General features: G+C 55.7%; 15 protein-coding genes and 1 pseudogene. 3 read left to right on the forward strand and 13 right to left on the reverse strand.

Features of this window, described 5'->3' with window-relative positions:
• Window positions 1–10: 10 nt before the first annotated feature.
• Entirely contained in the window at window positions 11–751 is a 741-nt protein-coding gene (locus tag K2F33_RS29655) for a tyrosine-protein phosphatase (protein ID WP_076168530.1), read from the reverse strand.
• A gap of 331 nt (window positions 752–1,082) precedes the next feature.
• Here K2F33_RS29655 and K2F33_RS29660 point away from each other — a divergent pair.
• From K2F33_RS29660 to K2F33_RS29670, 3 genes and pseudogenes are all read left to right on the forward strand, one after another.
• Window positions 1,083–1,286, forward strand: a pseudogene (locus K2F33_RS29660) (helix-turn-helix domain-containing protein); the annotation flags it as partial.
• A 176-nt stretch (window positions 1,287–1,462) separates the two neighbouring features.
• The gene (locus tag K2F33_RS29665) at window positions 1,463–2,110 is read left to right on the forward strand and encodes a metal-dependent hydrolase (protein ID WP_076168532.1); all 648 of its coding nucleotides are present in this window, start codon (window positions 1,463–1,465) and stop codon (window positions 2,108–2,110) included.
• A gap of 365 nt (window positions 2,111–2,475) precedes the next feature.
• The gene (locus K2F33_RS29670) at window positions 2,476–3,396 is read left to right on the forward strand and encodes a cation diffusion facilitator family transporter (protein WP_076169574.1); all 921 of its coding nucleotides are present in this window, start codon (window positions 2,476–2,478) and stop codon (window positions 3,394–3,396) included.
• Between the two features lie 52 nt (window positions 3,397–3,448).
• Here K2F33_RS29670 and K2F33_RS29675 read toward each other — a convergent pair whose 3' ends face one another.
• From K2F33_RS29675 to dagF, 12 genes are all read right to left on the reverse strand, one after another.
• Window positions 3,449–4,612, reverse strand: a complete 1,164-nt coding sequence (locus K2F33_RS29675; RefSeq protein WP_263880322.1) for a DUF2264 domain-containing protein — start codon at window positions 4,610–4,612, stop codon at window positions 3,449–3,451.
• Between the two features lie 90 nt (window positions 4,613–4,702).
• Window positions 4,703–6,502 (reverse strand): S9 family peptidase, encoded by a 1,800-nt coding sequence (locus K2F33_RS29680; protein ID WP_263880323.1) that lies wholly within the window; start codon window positions 6,500–6,502, stop codon window positions 4,703–4,705.
• Between the two features lie 268 nt (window positions 6,503–6,770).
• Window positions 6,771–7,730, reverse strand: a complete 960-nt coding sequence (locus tag K2F33_RS29685; protein WP_089546446.1) for an L-threonine 3-dehydrogenase — start codon at window positions 7,728–7,730, stop codon at window positions 6,771–6,773.
• Between the two features lie 33 nt (window positions 7,731–7,763).
• Window positions 7,764–8,957 (reverse strand): glycine C-acetyltransferase, encoded by a 1,194-nt coding sequence (locus K2F33_RS29690; protein WP_105443752.1) that lies wholly within the window; start codon window positions 8,955–8,957, stop codon window positions 7,764–7,766.
• Between the two features lie 301 nt (window positions 8,958–9,258).
• Window positions 9,259–10,539: a Gfo/Idh/MocA family protein gene (locus K2F33_RS29695; protein ID WP_076168548.1), complete on the reverse strand. Its 1,281-nt coding sequence runs from the start codon at window positions 10,537–10,539 to the stop codon at window positions 9,259–9,261.
• Between the two features lie 70 nt (window positions 10,540–10,609).
• Entirely contained in the window at window positions 10,610–12,238 is a 1,629-nt protein-coding gene (locus tag K2F33_RS29700) for an extracellular solute-binding protein (protein ID WP_263880324.1), read from the reverse strand.
• Between the two features lie 61 nt (window positions 12,239–12,299).
• A complete protein-coding gene (locus K2F33_RS29705) occupies window positions 12,300–13,184 on the reverse strand; it encodes a carbohydrate ABC transporter permease (RefSeq protein ID WP_076168553.1) in 885 nt (294 codons plus the stop codon).
• Between the two features lie 14 nt (window positions 13,185–13,198).
• Complete coding sequence (locus K2F33_RS29710) at window positions 13,199–14,158, reverse strand: ABC transporter permease (protein ID WP_076168555.1); 960 nt, start codon at window positions 14,156–14,158, stop codon at window positions 13,199–13,201.
• A 569-nt stretch (window positions 14,159–14,727) separates the two neighbouring features.
• Window positions 14,728–15,765 (reverse strand): LacI family DNA-binding transcriptional regulator, encoded by a 1,038-nt coding sequence (locus tag K2F33_RS29715; RefSeq protein ID WP_089546440.1) that lies wholly within the window; start codon window positions 15,763–15,765, stop codon window positions 14,728–14,730.
• Between the two features lie 184 nt (window positions 15,766–15,949).
• Window positions 15,950–16,663 (reverse strand): GntR family transcriptional regulator, encoded by a 714-nt coding sequence (locus K2F33_RS29720; RefSeq protein ID WP_076168559.1) that lies wholly within the window; start codon window positions 16,661–16,663, stop codon window positions 15,950–15,952.
• 10 nt (window positions 16,664–16,673) lie between these two features.
• Entirely contained in the window at window positions 16,674–17,690 is a 1,017-nt protein-coding gene (locus K2F33_RS29725; protein WP_212983142.1) for a sugar kinase, read from the reverse strand.
• Window positions 17,683–18,438 carry a 2-dehydro-3-deoxy-phosphogluconate aldolase gene (dagF, locus tag K2F33_RS29730; RefSeq protein ID WP_212983141.1) on the reverse strand — a complete coding sequence of 252 codons (756 nt, stop codon included), beginning with the start codon at window positions 18,436–18,438 and terminating at the stop codon, window positions 17,683–17,685. Before dagF ends, K2F33_RS29725 begins: the two co-directional genes overlap by 8 nt.

The raw sequence follows: 18,438 nt of genomic DNA on the forward strand, positions 1-18,438 counted from the left end.
TGCCTCCGCTCTAGACGGTGGGCTGATGAAACGTTCCGATCTCCTTTCCGCTGATGAGCTGCACCGCATGTTCCTCCAGGCTCCTCCGAAAGCCTGCTCCACACAGCTTGTCGATGATGCCAAGCCCTTCCTGTGCGTAAAATTTCCGCCGGACCGTGTTGTGCGCATCCGTTCCTATCAAATGGACCAACCGGTGTTTGCACAAGTAAGCAGCTGTGCTCTGTACCGATTCCCCAAAAAATCCGGCAAGAGATTGGGTCGTTACCTGCAGCAGGACGCCGAAGTCCCGAATCCATCCCGCCACTTGATCGGGCTGATCGATAATCCCCAAATTCCGTTCCGGATGGGCAATGACGACCCGAAGATCGGCCCGCTTCATGAAGGCAAGAAAATCTGTAAAATACCCGGGTACCTTGCGGGAGGGAAGCTCTACGAGTAAATAGCGGCTGCCGGCAAGCGTCTGGATCCGGCCGCGCCGGAATTCGGTGGGATAACGTTCGGTAAGGTGGTACTCCTGTCCAGGGAGCACCTTCAGGGGGATCCCGGCGCGTTTGAGCCTGGCGTTAAACAGCTTCACGCGGCGGTTGATTTTTTTGGCGGAGTTCAAATAATGTCTCTCTCGGTGGTGCGGGGTGGCGATGATCGTCGTAATCCCTTCTTCCACTGCAGCCGCAGCCAAGCGAAGTGCTCCATCGATCGTTTTCGGCCCGTCGTCCACAGCCGGCAGGATATGGCAGTGTGTATCGATCATACGTATCAGCATCCATCCCTTTGATTTTTGAAAATCAATGAAACATTATGTATCATTAAATACGGAAGCTCGACAGAATATGCACTGGTTCCGGCTTCCTGGTGTAACCGATGGTGACGAATTGCGTCTTTATTCCTGATATTGGCTTAATCTATGAATAAAGATTGACTTTCCAAGAGGAGAATGAACCTGTTTTTTTGGGTAAATCGGTTCAAAAACAGCTTGCACTATTGACGACACTGTTAATTTACGATACATTTTGTATCATGTCAAGCGTTATTTAGCAGGTCCAATTGCTCACGCATACCCGGGTATCCAAGGGGGGAAAGAAATGAATTACGGCAACCGAATATCAGAGCTTAGGGAGCAGAGGAAATTGACTCAAGAGGCATTGTCCATAACCCTTGGGATCAGCCGGGCGGCCTTGTCCCACTATGAGAAGAACCGCAGGAAACCGGATTTTGATACGCTGTCGAAACTGGCTGATTATTTTCAAGTCTCCATAGATTATTTGCTTGGACGGACAGAGGCAGCCGCGGCGGACGAAAATTCGGATACAGCCAATCCGGCTGATTAACGGACCTGATGGTTACACGAACTTTAGTCCTATCCTCTCTGACAGGCATATACACGTGACACCAAAACGTGTATAATACAATAGCAAACATATGTTTGCCTGCAATCATCCTGATGTCAGTCAGAGGAGGAGAAATGAAGGGTTCGACACATCTCGCTATAGGCGTAGTGATCGGTGCTGCCGCCGCAGCCCATTATCCGTTTACGCTGAAGCATGCAGCGATGTACATCGCGGTTTCCGCCTTATCAGCGCTCAGCGCAGACCTCGACGGCCCCAGCATGCTCAGTTCTACCCTCGGCCGGTTCTCGAAATGGCTCAGAGAATGGCTGTACTGGTCCGGGCTGCTGCTCGTGATCGTCCTGGGGTACCTGTATATCGCTAAGGGGAGCTTTTATCTCGAATATTCCATCTTGGCGCTCGTCCTGTTTCTGCTCGGACTGATCATTAAAGACGGCATGATTCGTAACGTGCTCGTCAGCCTGATTGGCTGCATATTGATTTACGCCGGAATACATAACGCCATGGTCTGGATGTCCGGACTGGGTGCATTTGTGGGTATCGCCCCTTGGCTCAAACACCGCGGCATGACCCATACCGTCTGGGCGGTTTGGCTCTGGGCATGGATCAGTTCCGGACTGGAGGCATACCTCAATCTGGAAGGGATCATGCTCGTATCCACCGCCGGGTACTTGTCCCATCTGATCGCCGATTCGATGACACCAAGCGGTGTGAAGTGGCTGTATCCGCTCTACAGGAAATCCTTTAAACTTCCGTTTAAATAGCCTCCGCAGTTAGACGATCCAGCCTTGTACCGGAAAGCTTCTGTTTCATCAACCAAGCACCGTCAATTTAGGCCTCATAACCGGCATAAGCCTCCTGTTCTTTGTCAGCCTCCTGCACCTCATTTTTTGCGGGGAAGACAAATGTCACGGGAGGCTTTTGTTCTGTCGCTTGAACCGGAAAGTGGGAATATGATGTATACGATTCCACCTTTTTCCGAATACTTTTAACTCGGAGGACTCCCGAGGCGCGATATTGTCGTGTCATGCGGGGGTTATCTTTGTCCGCGAGGCATGTTTTGGCGTAATAAGAAATGTTTATTTTTGGTTATATAAAAAGAAATAAACCTAAGAATGGAGCGAGGAGACTGGAGTCCGTGGCCAGCAAATCAATATTGGCGGTATGGGTCAGCCTCATCAGCAACGTCTTGCTGACCCTTCTCAAAATCATCGTCGGGCTGTTATTCGGCAGTAAGGTTCTCGTAGCCGACGGGATTCATAATGCAGGCGATGTCGTGGCGACGATCGCGGCACTTACCTCGGCCATGGTATCCCGCAAGCCGGCGGATGAAGATCATCCCTACGGGCATGGGAAAGCCGAAGCGATCGCATCGGGCATCGTGGCGATCATTCTCGTCATGGCGGCGCTGCTGATGGTGTATAAATCAATCGAATCGCTGTTCGTTCCTCCAGCTGAAGCCAGCTGGATCGCGCTTGCGGCCGCGCTGGTTTCCCTGATCTGGAAGCAGATCCTGTACATGTACTGCATCCGGATCGGCAAGGCCGAGAACAGCCGCAGCCTGATCGCCACGGCCTACGACCATATCGCGGACGTCTACGCTTCCGCAGCCGCGTCCATCGGGATCGGCATTTCGCTGATTGGCGAAGCCTATCATATCCCCTATACGGAATACGGCGACCCGGTGGCCGGGATTATCGTATCGTACCTGGTGATCCGGCTCGGGTACAAAATGGGACGGGAGTCCGTCGACATTCTGATGGACAAAAACATCACGAACGAGCAGCTCGCCATGCTGAGCTCGATCATCTACTCCGTTCCCAACGTGAAACGCGTCGACAGCATTCGAGCCCGGGAGCTCGGCAACGCCATCATCGTCGACGTCAAGGTCAGCGTTCCCAACCATCTCACCGTACAGGAAGGGCATGACGTCAGCCGGGAAGTGAAAAAAACGATCATGGAGCGCATGAAGCAGGTGGCCGACGTCATGGTGCACCTGAACCCATGGTACGATGACGGACAAGAGGCTGTCCCCGCCAGGCCGAAGTAGCCTGGGGGACAGCCTCTTGGTTTGTGACACCCACAGTTCCGTGATCCCGTGCTTAATGTCCAAGCGCATGGTCGATTCGGCCATGCCCGCCGCTCCAAATCCGCTTGGACGTCCACTCGGCTTCGCCCTGCCAGAACGGATCGTTCTCCGGCAGCGCGAGAGGCAGCAGGACGGTCGCGCATAGATACAAGCTGCCCGTAGAAATGTAACCCTCGCCCAGCTCCGGCTGATGACCGCTGAGGCCAATGCGCAGCCAGCCTTCGGCGTCGTACGTTCCGGCCGGCTCGAAGCAGCGCTTCATAACGGCCGTCAGCGCGCCGCGCACCTGCGCCGCGTCCAGCCCTTCCGGCAGTCGCTGCTGCCAGGCCAATTGGGCCAGCAGATGGAAGGCGCCCGTCCGGTAGCTGATGGACCGGCCGACCACCGGAAAGCTGCCGTCCGGGGCGATCATGCGCTCCAGCTGCTCCGCGTAACGCTGCGCCCGGACGAGCGCAAGTCCCTTGTGCGCCTCCCAGTCCGGCTGCAGCGCGCCGGCGTGATCCAGCACGTCCAGCAGCATCGGGTGGATGACAAAGCTGTTGTAGTAGTCGGCGTGGTACGCCGGCCCGTCGCCGTACACTCCGTCACCGGCGTACCACTGTTCCAGCTGCTTCAAGGCGTAATCGATCCGCATCGGATCCCAGTCCCGGTCGCCAAACCGGGCCAGAGCCGTCTCGATGACCGCCGAGAACAGCAGCCAGTTGTTGAAGAACGGCTTGCGCGTGCGGGTCAGCTTCCAGGTGGATAGCCATCTCTGCTTTTGCTCGTCCGTTAACGGATCCCATAAAACATGGGGCGCACGGAGAAAAGCTTGGCACAGGAAGGCCGTGTCCACGATGGGCTGATGCCCTTCGCCAAAATTCAGCACGTCCGGGGAGGCCGGGTCGCTGGCCTGCTCCAGCGCTTGATGCGTCAGCCCCAGCAGCTCTGTGCGCAGCCGCTGCTCCTCCGCGCTTCCACCCTCGGCTCCGAGCCAAGGGGCGATGCCGTCCAGCAGGCGGCCAAAGGCCTCCAGATGGGTGTAAGCCTCTCGGCCATCCCCGCTGCTCTCCACCGGCATCTCTGCGCGCAGCCTTCCCTCCGCAAGCCGCGCCAGCACCGGACGCGCCCAGCGTTCCAAATGATGAAGCCAATACAGCCGCTCTTCCCTGCCAGCATGTTCTGTTCGTTCCGACATTCCTCTGTCTCCTCTCCCGGCTTCACGGCCGGCCCTAAGTTGAATGAAATCGCCGCATTCGCGCAGGCTTACATAAGCCCCCTCCACTCGTTACTGGCAGCGGTTCATGAACTCCACCATGCGGGTGTATGCGATTTTTTCGTTGGCCTTTTTGGTCATGCCATGACCCTCGTCCTCGAACACAATATACTCAACGTCGCGGCCCTTGGCCTGCAGCGCTTCCACGATCTGGTCGGACTCCGCCTTGACCACCCGCGGATCGTTGGCCCCTTGAATGATCAGCATCGGGTTGACCATCTGATCCAGATACGTTATCGGCGAATCCTTGACGAACCGTTCGCGGTCGCGTTCCGGATCGCCGAGCCAGCGCTCCATGATCGACTTCCAGTGGTCCGGCACGGAATGGTAGAACGTAAACAGATTGCTTACGCCGAAAATATCCACGGCCGCCCGGAAATACTCGGGATTGCGACCGGCCAAGAGCAGGGTCATATATCCGCCGTAGCTGCCGCCGACCACGAACAGCTTATCCCTTGAGGAAATGCCTTGCTCGAACAGCCACTCCATCCCTGCCAGGCAGTCCTTGCGCGGCCCTTCGCCCCAGTCCTGCTCCACCAGCTTCACAAATGAGCTGCCATAGCCTGTGCTGCCGCGGAAGTTCGGGCAGAAAATGTTGTAGCCCTGCGCGATAATATATTGGAACATCGACCGGAACTGCTTGCGCTCCGCGGCCTGCGGCCCGCCGTGCGGCCAGAATACCGTATACCCGTTGGCCGTATCCGCCTTCGCCCGGTACAAGAGCGCCTCGATCTTCATCCCGTCAAAAGAGGAATAGGACACCACTTCGGGCGCGGACAAATCCTCCTCGGTCAGTCCCGTCAGCACGTTTTTCGTCAGCATCGTCCACTGTCCGTCCGCGTAACGGTACACATTCAGCGGCTTGACAGCGCCTCGCGCAAGCACGTACAGGTTCCCTGACCGGGTTACGGTCAGCTGGTGCACGATATCGGCGGGCAGCGGAATCGGCGTCAGCTCGCCGGTGTCCAGCGCATACGCGTACAGCCGGTCCTCGACCCCGCGGTCCGTCACCAGATACGCCGTCCGCGATTCCCGGTGCAGACGGATCAGCTCCACACTTTCCCGCTCGATGTGCAGCCGTTGTTCAAACGTGCCGGTTGCCAGATCGAAGGAAGCCAAATAAGCAAATTCCGCATCATAGTCGGTGGCAAAGACCACCTCCCCATCATTTAGAAAATGAACCTCACCGGCATTATGGACCCGCCCGGGATCCGGCGTCAGGCACTGATCCGCCTTGTCCCCTACCCGGCGTAAATAACTGACGTTGTATGTATTGGCGTAGCTCTTGGTGTATGCGAAGGTCTGCTCATCCGGGCTGACGGCCGTAAGACTGGTCGTCGTTTCTTCGCCCTGCAGAAGCAGCCGGTCCTCTCCCGTATCCAGTCGGTACACTCGGGAATTCAGAAACATCGGGTTATCCCGGGAGGTGCTGTAATACAGGCGGTTGCCATCTTCGGACAGATGGACAAAGTAATGCTTTTCATCCGGTAAACTCTCAGGAAACAGCGGCAGCGGCTGTCCGCCGTTCCACTTCAGCGCATGGAATTGGTAGTTTTCGTCGCCGTCGCGGTCAAACGCCGTCAGCAGATGCCTTCCCTCCGGGTCTGGCTTAACGAAGCTGGCCATTTGATCGTTGTACGTCAGCGGGTAAGGATACGATGTATCCCCTTTCAAATCCATGGCCCACACATTGAATTTCCCGCTCAGGCTGGCGCTGAACACAAGCCTCGACTCGTCGGCGCTCACTCCGAAGCTGCTGATGACATAGCTCTGAAAAAACTGCTCCACATCCGGTTTTGGAAATGATATCATGCCTTCGCCTCCTTTGATTAGGTGTGATTAGGCGCTTATATACTTGCAACTGCAGTGAAGCTTCGTGTTGGCTGCGCCTGTACGCTTTCTTACCCATTATATCGAAAAAACGGCCTGCGGAAGGGCGATCATCCCTACTTTTTTTCCGCCAAAAAACCAAAAAAGCCGCACTCCCAAGGCCCATGCATCCCATTGCATTCCTTCCTTGAGCGTACAGCTTTTTCCCGTTACAGTTTTCCAGCTTCATTAAATGTTCGTATCCGTCGAATCATGCTTTACGGAGCAGTTGTCTCCCGCCAAGATGGCCCAGCATATCCTTTGTCATGGCATCCAGGTCGTAACGCGCCCGGAATCCCCATTCAGCCTTCGCCGCCGAAGCGTCGATGGAGTGCGGCCAGCTGTCTGCAATCGCCTGCCGCTTCGGATCGACATCGTAGTCCAGCGTGAAGCCTGGGATTTCTTTGCGGATCGCCGCGGCGATCGCTTCGGGATCTACGCTCATAGCCGTCACGTTAAAGGAATTGCGGTGCGTCAGCCGCGACGAGTCGGCTTCCATCAGATCAATGATGGCGGTCAGGGCGTCCGGCATGTACATCATATCCATGTTGGTGCCCTTGGCGATATAAGACGTGTACTTGCCTTGAGTGACGGCCGCATAATAAATCTCCACCGCATAATCCGTCGTCCCTCCGCCGGGAGGCGTCACATAGGAAATCAGCCCGGGAAAACGGAGGCCCCGCGTATCGAGCCCATATTTATGGAAATAGTAATCGCACAGCAGCTCACCGGACACCTTGTTCACGCCGTACATCGTGTTGGGGCGCTGAATCGTGTCCTGCGGCGTGTTGTCCTTCGGCGTCGACGGCCCGAACGCCCCGATGGAGCTTGGCGTAAAGAACTGGCATTTCAGCTCTCTGGCCACCTCCAGCGCATTCATCAGCCCGCCCATGTTCAGATTCCAGGCCAGGAGCGGCTTCTCCTCGGCTGTTGCCGACAGCAGCGCCGCCAAATGAATGATCGTATCGACCTGATATCGCTTGGCAATTTCGTGCATCGCCTTGTCATTGGTTACGTCCAGCAGCTCGAAAGGACCCGTCCGGGTAATTTCGTGGGCGGATGAACGCAGATCTGTCGCAACGACCGCGTCGTTGCCGTATATTTCACGCAGCTTGGCAACCAGCTCGGAGCCGATTTGCCCAAGCGCCCCTGTCACCAGAATCCTTTTCACGCGTCATTCCTCCTTGGAAAATTCACTAAAAATTTACCCGATCAGGTTCATTTCTTTGCCGACCTTTTCGTATACACCGATGACCTGCTCCAGCATTTCCTTCGTATGAGCGGCTGTCGGCATGTTGCGAATCCGGCCCGTTCCCTTCGGCACCGTAGGGAATACGATTGATTTTGCATAGACGCCTTCCTCAATCAGCCGCTTGCTGAACTGCTGCGTCTTCACTTCGTCCCCGATGATGCAAGGGGTGATCGGCGTTTCGCTGTGCCCGATGTCATAACCGAGCGCGCGCAGACCGTCTTTGAGAAAACGGCCGTTCTCCCACAGCTTGTCGATGAGCTCCTTGTCGTTCATCAGAATGTCCACCGCCGCGATGCAGGCTGCAATGACCGCCGGAGGCTGGGAGGTCGAGAACAGGAACGGACGGCTTCTCAGCTTCAGCCACTCGATCAGCTGCTTCGAACCGGCGACATAGCCTCCTACAACGCCAATCGCTTTCGATAACGTACCGATTTGAAAATCGATCCGGTCGGACAGGCCGAAATGCTTGACGGTTCCCGCTCCTTCGCCCAAAACGCCGGAGCCGTGAGCATCGTCAACATACGTAATGAGGTCGAATTCCTCGGCAATCTTTACGATTTCCGGCAGCTTGGCGATATCGCCGTCCATCGAGAACACGCCGTCCGTGATCACCATAATTTTGTTGTACAAGCCGGATTCCTTGGCTGCTTTCGCCTGGCTTCTCAGATCTTCCATGTCCGAATGCTTGTAGCGGATCACTTTCGCCTTCGACAGGCGGCAGCCGTCGATAATGGAAGCGTGGTTCAGCTCATCGGACAAGATGGCGTCGTTTGCGTCCATTACCGCAGAAATGGCGGCCATGTTGCAGTTAAAGCCCGATTGGTACACGATGACGGCTTCCGTGTGCTTGAACCCGGCCAGCTTCTCCTCCAGCTGGTTATGCAAATCCAGCGTTCCGTTGATCGTTCTGACAGCGCCGGCACCCGCACCGTGCGTCTTGGCTGCCTGCACCGCCGCGTCGACCAGCCGGGAATCGGTGGCGAGACCCAGGTAGTTGTTGGAGGAAAGGTTAATCAAGGACTTTCCGTCAATTTGGATCACCGGGCCGTTCGGTCCCTGCACCGTATCAATCACGTTATACAATCCCTTGGCTTTCAGATCCTCAATGTTCGTGCTTAGAAACAAGTCCAACGCCTGACTTGCCATATCAATCCCTCCTCAATATACATATGTCCTCTCACAGTAGACATTTAAAATCCGTTATATCCCTTGTCATTAAAGGATTTATTTAATTTTTAATGTATCACCTTTTATTCGATTTGTACATCCACCGAGGACAAAAATATTTTGGATTTTTTTCAGGGCACAGCACCTTCCGGGCTGATGAACAGCGGAAATGAAAAACAACTAAACCCGAGGCATTCGGAGTTTAGTTGTTTTCTGGGCGTGCCGTTCCACTGGCAAACAGGACAGCGACGTCTTGTTTCCGCCCGCTTGCTTCATCGCCCTATTTCGGCTGCTCGGCCGTTTGCTTCCTGGTCGTCCATGCTTTTGCAAATTCATTCAAATCGATTGATTTTCCTTGATGAAGCCGCGATTCCTCTGCCGCAAACGCCATCAGATGGCTGCGCACCGATGCGCTTGCCGACGTCAGGCTTTCCTGGCCGTTGTAGCCGCGGACTTCCTTGAGGAAGCTGCGGACGATGCCGCTGTCCCCGCCGCCGTGGCCGCTCGCCTGGGACGGGATGGCGATTTCCGTCTGCTGATGGGTCAGAAAATCGAAGACGGTGACCTTTCCTTCCTCGCCGCGAAGCTCGCCGCGCGTGCCCATGATCTGAATCCGGCGCTCCTGCTCAAAGGTAAAGCCGCACATGCTGAACATCGCCGTAGCTCCGCCTTCAAATTCCATGTTGACCACCTGGTGGTCAACGACGTTGTTGTCGCTGCGGTAGACGCAGCGGCCGTAGTCCGTCTCGCGCAGGCCCTGGATGATGCTCGCCTTCGTCAGCTCCGGCGTGAAATGTCCAGCCCAGCCTTTGTATTGGTCGCTGAGGTAGAACCTCGGCGCCGAATACGGGCAGTCCGGCTCGACGGCACAGTCCAGGCAGCGGTCCGCCGAGCCTTCCGGCGCACGGCCTTCATGGAAGTGCATCAGCGAGCCGTACGAGCTCACCCGCATGCATTGCTTATCCATAAGCCAGGACAGCACATCCATGTCGTGGCAGGATTTGGCCAGAATCATCGGGCTTGCCTTGTCCGAGTGATTCCAGTTGCCGCGGACGAAGCTGTGGGCGATATGCCAGTAGCCCACGTTCTCGTTCAGCTGGATCGACGCGATTTCGCCGATCGCCCCGCTGTCGATCACCCGCTTGATCGTGCTCCAGAACGGCGTGTACCGCAGTACATGGCAGATCGTCAGCAGCCGGTCATGATCCCTGGCCGCCTGCTCCATGTCCAGGCATTCGCCGGGATCCGGGGACATCGGCTTTTCCAGCAGGACATGATACTTTTGCCTCAATGCCTGCATGGTGGGGCCGTAATGCATCCGGTCCTGCGTGCAGATGACGGCGATGTCCGCCATCCGCTCCGCGGCGAGCAGCGGCTCCCAGGATTCGTAGCACTGCTCCGGCTCAATGCCGTGCTTCTCGGCAAAACGGAGCCGCCGCACCGGGTCCGCCTCGGCCACGGCCACGAATTCCAGCTCATGCGGATAGTCCAGCGCGTATGGGGCATAACCTCCGGCTCCGCGGGCGCCAGCGCCGATCAGAATCGCTTTCAGTTGCGTCATATCTTGTTCGCTCCTTTGAAGTCTCTATATAAGTTGAACAATTGAACTGGGTTCAACCTATACATTGCAATTATTTGGAATAACGGTCCGCCGCCGACTGATAGATGGCGATGTAGCGGTCCAGGCCCATTTTTTGCAGCGTGGACACGTACGCATCCCACTCGTCAAAGGAGGCGTTGCCGGATATGAATTTGTCGCGCATTTCGTCGACATAGGTCGTAATATCCGTCTGGATGCCCGTCAGGTCGGCCTGCTCCTCAGCAGTGAAGTTGAACGGCGGCCAGATTTGATCCTGCGGAACGACATGTGACTCCGCTTTTTTGGCATTGTCCACGGACGTCGGCAGTCCTTCGGCTCCTTTGAAGTACTTCTGAGTGACGAAGCCGGGATAATAACCGCCTGGCCAAATCAGGTACTGCCCCACCGCCTGGTCCAGATTCAGGCCGTTCGGGTTGTTTTTGATGTCGTCTACGTAATCCACGCTGCCGTCCGAGTTTTCTTTATAGGTCTCATCTTTCCAGCCCATGAAGAACATCTTGATGCCTTCGTCGCCGTAAAAATAGTCCATCCAGCGCATCAACGCCTCCGGATTTTTCGCTTTATCGGTCAGTACAAACATCCCGATGTTGCCGAGCGGCGATCCGGTCGCGCTGAACATTTGGTCGCCATGCGGCCCTTTAAGCACCGGCAGCCCGACATAGCCCTTCTGGTTGTAAATCGCCACCGGGTCAACGTTATCCACTACCCCGATCAGCCCTTCCATCCCTTTCGCATCGACTTCGGTGCTCTTGACCGACATGATGTCCTGTTCCAGCAGGCCGTCCTTGTAGAGCTTATTGACGTACTGCAGCAGCTCTTTGTAGCGCGGATCGGTCGGGATAAATCGGACTTTGCCGCTGTCTGGATCGGTATCGACATAAATATTTGACGTTCCGTGGTTGTTCAGGCCGAAAGAGCCGCGCAGGTAGTTGACCAGGCCAGCCGCTCCGACCGCACCCCATGCGATTTCGTCCTTCTGTCCGTTACCGTTCGGATCATTCTCCTTAAACGCCTTCAGCATGTTATAAAACTCATCCAGCGTCTGCGGCTCCTTCAAGCCCAGCTTGGTGAGCCACTCGCTTTTCACCCATGGCGTCCCGTACAGCACGGAATTGAATTCCGGATCGTACAGCGTCGGCAGACCGTAAATGTTGCCGTCCGGCATCGTGATGCCTTTTTCGATGATCGGGTACTTCTCCATCAGCGCTTTAAAGTTGGGCGCATATTTGTCGATCAGGTCGTTCAGCGGAAGAAATGCGCCCTGTTTGCCGTATTTGAGCAGGTCGGCCCGGGGAAACGCGGAAGCGTAGAACATTTCCGGGTAATCGCCGCCGGCCAGCAGCAGATTGCGCTTCTCCGCCAGATTATCCTTCTGGACCGTGTCCCACTGGACGTGAATGTTGGTCATTTTCTCGTATTCCTGCCACAGCTTGATGTTGTTCCAGTCGGCATTGGCGAAAAACTTGCCGGCAAAAGCGGTCACCGTCAGCTTGTCGGTTACGATCGGCATCCCGGTCTCATTAACCTGTCCCCCGGCCGATCCCCCGCCCTTCGATTCCGCAGCTGCGCCGCCTTCCTTGTCCCCCGAGCTGCAGCCCGCCACCAGCGATACCGTCAGCACGCAGGTCAGCAGCAGACTCCCCCATTGCTTCAGCTTCATCCAAGATTCCTCCCTTTGTTCTGATTCCAACCACGATTCCATCATTTATCCATGCAAGGAATTATCCTTTGATGGCTCCGATCATGACGCCTTTGACAAAATAACGCTGCAAAAAAGGGTACAGCACGAGCACCGGAATGTTGGCCACCACCAGCACGGCGTATTTGATGCCTTCCACCTCGCGCTGCTGCTTGATCGCCGATTCGGTCGACATTTTGACCATGTCGTTCGTCTGCCCCTGGATCAAAATTTCGCGGAGCACCAGCTGCAGCGGGAACTTGTCCTTGTCCGTCAGGTAGAGCAGCGCGTTAAAAAACGCGTTCCAATGGCCAACCGCATAAAACAAGATCGTAACCGCGATGATCGGCATCGAGAGCGGCAGTATAATGCGCGTCAGAATCTGAATGTTGGAGCAGCCGTCGATCGTCGCCGCCTCCTGCAGCTCATGCGGGATGGACTGCTGGAAGAAGGTCCGCATAATGATGATGTTCCAAATGGAGACGGCGTTCGGAATGATCATGACCCAGAGGGTGTTCAGCATGCCGAGGTTTTTGATCAGCAGGTATGTAGGGATCAGGCCGCCGCTGAAAAACATCGTGAACACCAGCAGCGCCATAATGCCGTTTCGTCCCACAAAGTCTCGGCGGGACAACGGATAGGCCGCCAAAATCGTCATGACGAGATTGATCGCCGTCCCCAGCGTCGTGTAAATAAGCGTGTTGGTAAAGCCGCTGATGATGTCCTTGTTCTGGAAAATTTTCTCGTATGAGTTCAGGTTGATGCCCTTGGGCCACAGCAGCATTTCGCCGCGCAGCACCGTCTGCGGGTCGCTGAACGAAGCGCTGAGCACAAACACGAGCGGGTACAGCACCACCAGCGTAACCAGGATCAGAACGACGTAGTTGATGACGTTAAAAATGCGGTCTCCCTTGGATTCGATAAGCATGCCTCATGCCTCCCCTACCATAGACTTGTCTCGCTGATGCGCCGGGAAATCTGATTCACGACGACCAGCAGCACGAAGTTGATGACCGAATTGAACAAACCGATCGCGGCGGAAAAGCTGTATTCGGCATTCTGGATCCCGCTGCGGTACACATAGGTGGCGATGATGTCGGAGGACTCCAGATTCAGATTGTTCTGCATCAGCAGCACCTTCTCAAACCCGACGCCCATGATGCTGCCGATGTTCAAAATGAGCAGGATGACGATCGTCGGCATAATGCCGGGGATGTTGATATGCCAGATCCGCTGGAGCCGGGTGGCGCCATCGACGCGGGCCGCTTCATGCAGCTGGTTGTCAATCCCGGCCAGGGCGGCCAAATAAATGATCGAGCTCCAGCCCATCGTCTGCCATACGTCGGAGAGCACATACAGCGATTTGAACCAGGCGGGCTCGGTCATGAAATTGATCGGCTGGCCCCCGAACAGCTGAATGGCATGGTTGACCATCCCGTAGCGCGGCGACAGAAAAATCATCATCATGCCGACGACGACGACGGTAGACAGGAAATGCGGCGCGTAGGTAACGGTCTGTACGAATTTTTTGAATTTCTCGGCCCTTACCTCGTTCATCAGGAGAGCGAGGATGATCGGGATCGGAAAACCGACGGCCAGGCTGTACAGGCCGATGCCCAGCGTATTTTTCATCAGCCGCCAGAAAAAGTAGCTGTGAAAGAAACGCTCAAAGTGGTCAAAACCGACCCATGGGCTGCCCCAAATGCCTTTGGTCGCAATAAAGTCCTTGAAGGCGATTTGGATGCCGTACATCGGAACGTATTGGAACAGGATGTAATAAGCGATCACCGGGGAAATCAGCAAATAGAGCTGCCAGTTCCGGTAGATCCGGTTCCACTTCAACGCCTTGCGTTTTTTGCCGGCTGCCGCCTGCACGGCGGGTTGTACTTGAATGTCAGCCATACGACATCACCTCGAATGAAGGATAGGATAAGCGCAAACCCTGTCATGACTGGGGATCGCAAACAAACGGCCCCGTTTATATGTAATATAAAATGACATAACAACAATGGGAACTGAGTTTGGAGATGTGTCGCTTACTGGAATAGAGTGGTTTGGATTATTTTTGGATAAAAATTCGGATTTTATTTGGATTAATTTTGGATATAAACAATCATCTATAGGACAAAACCGGGATATCCCGGGGAGTTATCGTTAAAGGGAGGAATGACCTCATTTTCATAATTCCTTTATTTAAAGTAAATGAAAACGCAATCATATAGCATATGGTTCGCGGAAAATTTGGATATCGATCACTCCAAAAGGATGAAAATCAATCCAAACGTTGTTTAATTTTTCCTCATCATAATATAGCTTTTTGGGGATGTCAAACATTATTTTGGATTGTTTTGGTTTCAAAACCGCTCAAATTTTGCTTAAAAATGCAAAAAAGCATCCGCCGGAACCTGCTCCCAGCCGATGCTGCTCACAAAAACGCGTTATTATTATGTAACATTATCGAACATAAAAAGTCATTTTCTGCTATAACTGGACGACTCTCTGACGATCAATGAACAGGACAGCAAAATCTTGGTCCCTGCCGGATAGTGCCCGTCCAAATAGTCGACAATCGATTTGGCGGCAACCCGGCCGATTTCGTGCTTGGGCACCGAAACTGAAGTTAACGGAGGCGTTGTATATTGGGCGACATCAATATTGTCCATGCCTACGATAGCGATATCCTGCGGGATCCGGCCTTCACGCTCCACAACGGCCCGCATCGCCGGGATCGCCAGCATGTCGCTGGCGCAGAAGATCGCCGTCGGCCATTCCGCTTTCGGAAGCCGGCTCAGCAAATCGCTCACCCCGCTGTAGCTGCGGTCCACGTTCCAGTCCGTATTGATCAGCCAGTCCTGGCGCAGGGCAAGTCCCTCCTCCAGCATGGCGAATTTATACCCGACAAAACGCTCCTCGCTCTCCATCTGCCTGGAATAGGCAGGACCACCAACAAATCCGATCCGCGTATGTCCCTGTTCGATCAAGTGGCGCACGGCCGCCCGTGAGGAGAAGATCCGGTCGCAGTCCACGACAGGCACCGACAGTCTATCGTCGTTCAGGCTCACACCCAGGATGGCGATCCCTTCCTTCTGAATCAGCCCGAACAGCTCCTCGTCATACCAGCTGATGGCCACGACGCCCTGCGCCCCGGTTTCCCTCAGCATCTGCTTCAGCCTCTCGGCATCTGACATTTCCTCCGATGTGCGGACCATCGCCGGCGGCTGTCCCATCTCTTCCATCTTTTCATGGAAACCGGCCAGCACCTTGGAGAAATACGGATGATCGTCCATCAGATGCTGGGGAACGATACAGGCGATCCGCTTGGTCTCGACAACCTGCTGGGGCGCGCCTTTCTGCGATCCGTGCCATTTGTACCCCAGCTCTTGGGCCGCTTCCCGGATCTTCTGCTTCGTTTCCTCACTGACCGGCCGGCTGGTGTCATTGCTGATCGCCCGGGATACGGTGGAAATGGACACGCCCACCCGTTCGGCAATATCTTTTAGCTTCGCCAATCCAAGTCCCTCCTCTGCAAATTTTGGCTCCAAATTTTACAACTGCAAACTGATCATATCATAAACCTGCAAATGCGTGGCGTCAAAATTCTACGCGGTGATGGCTCCCCCAAAAATGAACCAAATGCAAAAAAGCTGTTCCGAAAAACGGATGAATCCGCTTCGAGAACAGCCCGTAATGCCGCTATCTGTCGTAGGTGACCACATAATTTTGAAGGCCGGTATGATAGTAACCGATGCTGTATTCGATCACCTGGCCCAGCTCGTCATAGGAGTAACGCAACCTTTTGAGGACCGGGGTACCCCCGTCCAGGCCGAGCGTCTTCTGCACATGTTCCGGCGGGACGGCCACCGTAAACTCATCCCGCAAATTGCCGAGGGGAATATCCCGCCCTTCGAGCCATTCGTACAGGGACATAGCGTTTAGATCGTCCATATCCACCTCGCCGGCATCCGGGGTCACATAATGCGTGTAATAAATGTACGGCCGGTCATCCAGGAAATACACCCGTTCCAGCAGCAGGCTGGTCTCTCCCAGCAGCCGCCAAGCTTCCGACGATTCGTCATTGGTCACGCGCTTGACCTGAAGCCACAGCTTCCGGATCTGATGCCCTTCCTCCACCAGCACTTCCGTGAAATGCTTCCACTTGGCCAGCTTGGATACCGAGGTATTGCGGATCACCTTCGTTCCCCGGCCGCTGCCCTTCTCCAGAAAGCCCTCGCTGACCAGCTCCGAAACGGCGGCCCGGATCGTAATTTTGCTGACCGCAAATTCCTTCTCCAGCTGCGGCTCCGAAGGGATATTTTCGCCTTTGGGGTACACGCCGTGCAAAATCCGTTCCTTCAAAATATGCTTGATTTGTATGTACAACGGCCTATCTTTGCGGGATAAGCTCACAGCAGCTCCACTACCTTTCTACGTCACCTGCGGATGCCGTCATCGCCTTGAGAATGTCCTGCGCGGTGGACATCGGCGTATCGCCCGCCACCGTATGGGCCAGCATGCCGGCGGCCGCCGCATAACGCACCGTCGTCTTCGGCGGCAGGCCTTCCAGCTCGCCATGGATGATTCCGCTGGCAAAAGCATCTCCTGCCCCTATTCTATCATAGACGGCGAACGTCAGCAGGTCCGAATACGCAAATTGTCCGCTGGTGAACATAAATCCTTGCAGCGAATGGGAATTGTCGCCGTTCACGAAGCGGTGGGTCCCGGCAACCGTGCGGATGCCGAACGTCCGCGCGGCAAGCGGAATCAGCTCTTCCAGCTGCTCCCGGCGGGTTTCCTTCTCCGTACGGAAGCCAAGCGTCAGCATGGCGTCCCGCTCGTTCATCAGGACGACGTCCGCCAGGCGGAGCATCTCTTCATAATGCGGCCTTGCCCGGTCATATCCGTCTTCCCCCCACAGGGATGGACGGTAGTTGCAGTCAAATATGACCGTGCCGCCCTGCTGTTTCACCGCCCGGGCGAGCGCCTTCATATGGGCGCGCACCCCGTCGTTCATAGCCAGGGCGATCCCGCAGAAGTGAACGGCGTCCACCCGGCCCGCAATGCCGGTGAAGTCGTACGTTCCCTCCGGAGCGGTGTTAAAGCTGCTCTCCAGCCGGTTCGTATATGTGACCCGGCTCGGGCGGACGCCGAAGCCGTTCTCGAGAAAGTACATCCCGAGGTACTTTCCGCCGCGGCCGGCAAAGGAGAGGTCGATGCCGAGCTTACGGAGATAAGCTGCCGCCGCATCGCCCAGCGGATTGTCCGGCAGGCGGGTCACGAGCATCCCTTCGTGGCCCATGCGTGACAGTGCGGAAGCCACGTTGACTCCGGTGCCGGAGAACGTGTAATGCAGCGTCCCGGACTGGGACAGCAGTTCAACCCCCGGAACCGTCAGGCGCATCATCACTTCCCCGAAAGCCGCGATGCGCTTAGGCATAATCGTCCGCCAGCTTCTTCATGATTCCGGTCAGCGTCCGGACGTGCATGATGTTGGTATTGCCCGTATCTTTGTCGATGATGGAAGAATACACATGCGGAATGACCTGCGGCACGCCGCCTTCCAGCGCAATGCGGAGAATCGCTTCGAAATTGTCCATGTCGATGCCGCCGGTCGGCTCCAGGGCAAAGCCTTCAGCAGCACATGCCTTCACGACTTCACGGTACTCATCCTCGCGCGAAAGCCCCTGCATCGGGAAATACTTGAGCGCATTCCCGCCCATATCGCGCACCAGCGCAATCGCTGCCGCTACAGGAATGATGGCAGGATCGGACTGCGCCGCGCTGAATGGGCCGGTCGAAATGTTAACATAGCCCGGACGGCCGCATGGCGATACAAGGCTGTTGATCCAGCTGTCCTTCGCCCCGAGGTTCGCCCGGGTCGCGCCGACCGCCGGGAAAACCTGATTGATGTGGCTTCCGGGGTAATGCTTGGCGATTTCCGCCACCACTGCGGCCTGGCGGTTGTCCCCGGCCCCAAGCCCGATCGACACCGCCTCGTCGATCGCCTCGCCGTACTGCTTCATCGCCGCCACAGCTTCTTCCACGCTGGCGTAGTCCTTCGACAGGACGCCGACAAGCACATGGCCTTCGGCCGCTTCAAAAATCTCCTTGGCGTTCGCGATATCCTTCGCCAGCACGTTCAGGGCGACGCGGCCCTTATACCATCTATTCTCAATGTGGGACAT

It is taken from the genome of Paenibacillus sp. PSB04 (assembly GCF_025809195.1).
GTDB lineage: Bacteria > Bacillota > Bacilli > Paenibacillales > Paenibacillaceae > Paenibacillus_AQ > Paenibacillus_AQ favisporus.